Here is a 5178-nt window from a genome sequence, read left to right as displayed (position 1 = left end):
CTGCAGAAATGCCAGCGCCGGTTAACACAACCACTTGTGGATAAATAAGTTTCATCCTGCAGCTCCTCTTGCAGAACAGCCAGGCCCGGAAAGGCGGCTGCGTCCCCCGGTTCCGGGCGTGACTTGAATGCGAGTGCTGATGCGCTCTTTCAGGGAAGTGACGTGGGAGATGACTCCAATTAGTTTGCCTTCCTGTTGCAGGCTGGAGAGGGTTTCCAGTGCAGTATCGAGCGTGTCTTCATCCAAGGTGCCAAAACCTTCATCCAGGAACAGCGAGTCCACCTGTACTTTTTCGCTGGCCATCACGGACAGCCCAAGTGCCAGCGCCAGGCTGATAATAAAACTTTCGCCTCCGGAAAGGTTGCTGGTTGGTCGTATCTCACCGGCCTGATAGTTATCAATGACACTGATCTCCAGTGGCTGATGTTGATTACGCAGCAGCAGATAGCGATCGGTCATTTTCTGCAGCTGCTGGTTAGCCTGACCAATCAGGCGATCAAAGGTTAACCCTTGCGCAAACTGGCTGAATTTGTCACCACTGGCCGACCCAATCAACGAGCTCATCAGCTTCCAATGGTCGACTTCACTCTGTAGCTGCTGCAGCCTTTCAAGCTGTTGCTGCTGACGTGAGCGCGTTTGCATCTGCTGATCAAGCTGTTGTTTGATGCCACCTAGCTTTTCTTGCAAGGCAGAAATCTCGATTTTCAATTGCTCGGTTTTGTCTTGCAGACTTGCCAACTCTTCGGTTGTCATTGCTTTGGCTTCTTCCGCTTGCTGGCGTTCCTGAAGGGTTTGCAGCCGTGTTTGCAGTTGTGAGACCTGTTCACGCAATTGTTGAGATTGGGTGGCTAACTGCTGGCGTTCATGCTCTTCCATGCAGGCAGCCAAATAGGCCGACCGATCCGAGAAACCATGTTGCTGTAGCGCCTGTTGAAACTGTTGTTCGTCTGAAGCCAGTTGATTACGGTACTGATTCAGATTGTTTTCCAATTGCTCCAGACGCGCCTGCTGTTGTTTCAGTTCAGTTTCTGCGGTTTGCCGCTGGGTCATTGCGTGCTGCAAGGCTTGTTCAGCAGTCTGGAATTGCTGCGCCATCTGGCGTGCTTTTTCATCCGGGTTTGCATCGCCCAGGGTATCCGAGCGCTGAGCCTGCAAAGCCCGTTGATTTTGTTGCAGCTCAAAGAGTTGCTGAGTTAGTTTGCCGATCTCGATATCGAGCAGTTCCAGCTGTTGTTGCCAGTGACCTTGCTGCTGATTCAGTTGTTGCAGCTGTTGCTGTGTATTTCGTTGGTCTTCCTGCTGCTGCTGCCAGACATCACAGCGTTGTTGTAGTCGCTGCTGAATCTCTGACAACTGGCTGCTAGACGCTTCAACAATGCCGTAGGCTTGTAATTGCTGGTTAAGCTGTGCCTGACTCCGCTGCTGCTCTTCCAGCAGCTGTTGGATATTTTGACGCAGCTGGTTTTCTTCCTGCTGGCTCAGCTGCATCTTGTTCTCAGCTTGATGCAACTGCTGTTGTGCGCTGGCTTTGTTTTGTTGCAGCTGTTCCAACTGACGAGCCAGTTGCTGCAGGCCTTCTTGCAGCTGATTGGCTTGCTGCAGCCGTTCACTCAGTTGACCATGGCTGGATTGGACTGATTCGAGACGCTCAGCTAGTTGACTCTGACCCTGCGTATCCATAGAGAGATCTGGCAGCCCGAGAGAGTTGGCTTGCTGTTGCAGTTTCAGCCGGTTGCCTGCGATATCCTGTTCCAACTCTTGCAGGTTTTGCAGCAAGTTCGCTGTTTCTGTCTGCAGGCGTACCTGCTCAGCCTGTTGCTCGTTGACTGTGTGCTGAGCTTTTTTCAGTTGCTCTTTACTGTGATTGAGCGCTTCACGAATCTGATCTGTTGCTGGCAGTTCATCCTGAGTAAACGGATGCTCAGTTGCACCGCACAAGGGGCAAGGCTCGCCATCCTGCAACAGGTGGCGGTGCTCCTCCATATTGGTGATCCGCTGAGCCAACAGCATTTTTTCCTGCTGAGTATCCACCAGCTGCATTAAAGCTTGCTGGTGTTGCATCTGCACGTGCAGGTTGCTTTCAACCTGTTGCTGTTTTATTTGAAGCGTGTTGTATTTTTCTTGTTGCTGCTGTTGCCGCGCCAGCTGGGTCATCAGTTGTTGCAAGAGTTGCGAAAGGTGTCCAAGGTGGATGCCTTGTTGTTGAAGTTCCTGTTGCTGTCGCTGCCAATGAGACAGGGGCTGATCCTCCAGCAGGCAGTTGATACTCTGCTGTTGCTGCTGCTGTTGATCAAGAAGCTGCTGCCACTGCTGATCAAAGGTGTCTGCTGCTTTTTGTTGTGCTTGCAGCTGTTTTTGCGCTTCTGCGGCTTGATTGCTCACCTCGTTGAGCTGAATCACCTGAAGCTGATGCCGGTCGGCGAGTTGCTGCAGGTTTGTTATCTGGGCTTTTAATCCAGCCAGATCTGTTATCAGTCCGGCATCACCTGCCTGCTTGTGCAGATACTGATTGATACCCTCTAACAAGGCTTTTTTCTGTTCAATGGCTTTGTGGCTGCCCTGTAACTGCTCCTGCTGCAACGAGTGTGCAGACTGTTTTTCAGCGATTTGTGATTGCAGTTGCTGCAGGGTGTTTTGTTGCGCAGCAATTTGTGTATCCAATACTCTGGCCTGATCAATCAGGGGCTGCATCCGTGCCTGATCGTCCTGCGCCAGGTTGCGGGCCGCTTGAGCATCCTGAACGGCTAAAAGCAGGAGTTTTACCCTTTCTTCCTGCTCAGGTAGTGTTGCTGTTAATTGTTGCTGCTGCAGCGAGAGGCTGTGCAACTCCTGCTGCAGCGTCTGCAGTCTGGAATAAGGCGCTGCCAGGGCTCGTGTTCGCTCGGCCTGCTCCAATCGCTGTTGTCGTGGTGCAAACTCAGTTTGGGCGCGGCTAGCTTCCGTCAGTTGCTCTTGCAACTGTTGCTGCTCAGTATGCATTTGAGCCAGCTGTTGCAGCCAGTGGATTGCCTGCTGGTAATGCTGCTGATGGCTGTTGAGTGCGGTAATTTGTTCGGCAAGCTCACCCTGCTGTTGCTGCAGCGCCTGTTCTTCATCATCACTTAACAGCACCAGACCACCTAGCTGGGCTTGCAAGTGGCTCAGCTGTTGTTCTTGTTCACGGAATATTTGATGTGTTTTGATGGAGATCTGGCGATAAATCTCAGTGCCGGTCAACTGTTCTAAAATTGAAGAGCGATCCGCAGCCCTGGCTTGCAGAAAGGCTGCAAAGTTACCCTGCGCCAGTAGCATTGAACGGGTAAAGCGCTCAAAATCCAGCCCGGTTAATTCATCAATCAATGCTGTCACTTCACGGATACTGGAAGCGAGTACCTCACCTGTCTGGCATTCGGCCAGTTCACGTTTAGGTGCCTGCAACGCACCATCAATACGGTTGCGTGCACGCCGCTGGCTCCAGTGAGCACGATACTGTTTGCGCTGGCGTTCTGAGTTCAATACTTCAAAAGTGACCTCCGCAAAACACTCAGCAGTCTGACGCGTCATGGTATCGTTGGTGGTGTTGGAAATGGATGCCAGCCGAGGTGTACGCCCATAGAGTGCCAGACAAATCGCATCCAGCAGCGTGGTTTTGCCCGCTCCGGTTGGACCGGTAATCGCGAATAATCCATTGCTCTGGTATTCAGGGTGAGTCAGATCAATCGCCCACTCACCGGCCAGTGAATTCAAGTTTTTAAAACGTATATTGATAATGCGCATGGTGTTTGTCCTTATTCCGCCAGTGGATCGTCCTGTGCAAGTTTTCGCATGACAAACAGGAAACTGTGACGCAGGCTTTCTCGCTGTTCATCCGCAATATCACTTTGTTGCAAGCAGTGTTCAAAAACATCTTCTGGGTTGAGTTCTTCCAGTGGCTTGGGGATATCCTGCTGTTGCAGCACTTGATTGATCACGCGCTGATCAGTAATTTTTAACAGCTGCAGCTGAGTTCCGGCGACCAAAGCTTCCAGCTCAGCACGCAGATTAGGCACCAGCGCCTGATCCTGATGAATCACTTCCAGCCAGATGTTTTGATCCTGCTCTTTTAACGCCTTGATTCGCTGGGTGATAACCTGCATTGACCCACGGATTTGTTCGAGTGCCTGGTAGGAAGGGATGTTGATTAAACTGATTTGAGGTTTGAGTGGCTGGTTACTCTTGGCATCAAAACTAACCTTGCACAGATTTTTTTGCTGGCGAGCCTCACCAAAGCCCATGGCGAGTGGTGAGCCACTGTAGCGTAAATGTTCCTCGCCACTGAGCCGCTGGGGTACATGAAGATGACCGAGTGCCAGATAGTCAAAACAAGCTGGAAACACATCCCGGCCTACTTGTGCAAGCGAACCCACATAAAGCTCCCTTACTCCATCCCCTTCCTGCACTTTGCCACCCGCAGCAAACAGATGCCCCATCCCAATGATAGGCAGGTGATTACCCCACTGGTCGCGCAGTTTAAGAGCTGCGGTACCTGCTTGAGCATAAATACGCTGCAAGCCCTCTAGCATTTGATGATCTTTATCTTCCAGTGCTTCATTTTCACCGGCAGTACGCAGGTCTCGATCACGCAGGTATGGAATAGCGCACACGATCAGTTCAGGCAGGCCGCCGGCATCACGTAACAGGAGCACGTCTTCAGCTGGGTCATCTGCAACCTGTCCGACTACGTGCACATTCAAGGCTTTCAGAAGGCTGCGCGGGGCATCAAGAAAAGTCGGAGAATCGTGGTTACCACCAATCACAACCACATGGCGGCAGCTCGAACCTGCAACACGCTGCAGAAAGTTGTAATAGAGATTCTGAGCCTGATTGCTGGGTGTACTGGTGTCGAAAACGTCACCGGCAATGAGCAGTACATCGATTTGGTGCTCAGACAAGTTTGTCACCAGGCCATCAAGGAAGGCTCCAAACTCAGCATAACGCTTTTGTCCGTATAGCTGACGCCCGAGATGCCAGTCTGAGGTATGCAGGATATTGATGGTCAAGGGGGCCCTCCGATTGGTATTTCAATGGTTTTCTAACACTGGACATTTTCTGCAAAACCGTATTGACTATTTCCATGAAAGCCTGCGCTCGGGTGATGGTTGTGTTTGACAACCCCATTATCCGGGTATCAGGCTTTCTTTAAAACTGTCCGAACTGTTG

Annotated in this window: 2 protein-coding genes; both read right to left on the bottom strand. The window is 51.4% G+C overall.

What is annotated here, in order from left to right; genetic code table 11:
* Window positions 1-51: 51 nt before the first annotated feature.
* On the bottom strand, window positions 52-3756 hold the full coding sequence (locus IBX50_RS16935) for an AAA family ATPase (protein ID WP_292257478.1): 3705 nt from the start codon (window positions 3754-3756) through the stop codon (window positions 52-54).
* An 11-nt stretch (window positions 3757-3767) separates the two neighbouring features.
* Complete coding sequence (locus IBX50_RS16930; protein ID WP_292257477.1) at window positions 3768-5018, bottom strand: exonuclease SbcCD subunit D C-terminal domain-containing protein; 1251 nt, start codon at window positions 5016-5018, stop codon at window positions 3768-3770.
* Window positions 5019-5178 lie beyond the last annotated feature (160 nt).

Source organism: Marinospirillum sp., assembly GCF_014859565.1.
Note: the sequence above shows the minus strand (reverse complement) of the source record. Positions and strands in the feature narration are given on the sequence as shown.

What these genes read in the sequence shown, in the direction of transcription:
- IBX50_RS16935 (WP_292257478.1), bottom strand. Translation starts at nt 3,756, where the DNA reads ATGCGCATTATCAATATACGTTTTAAAAACTTGAATTCACTGGCCGGT.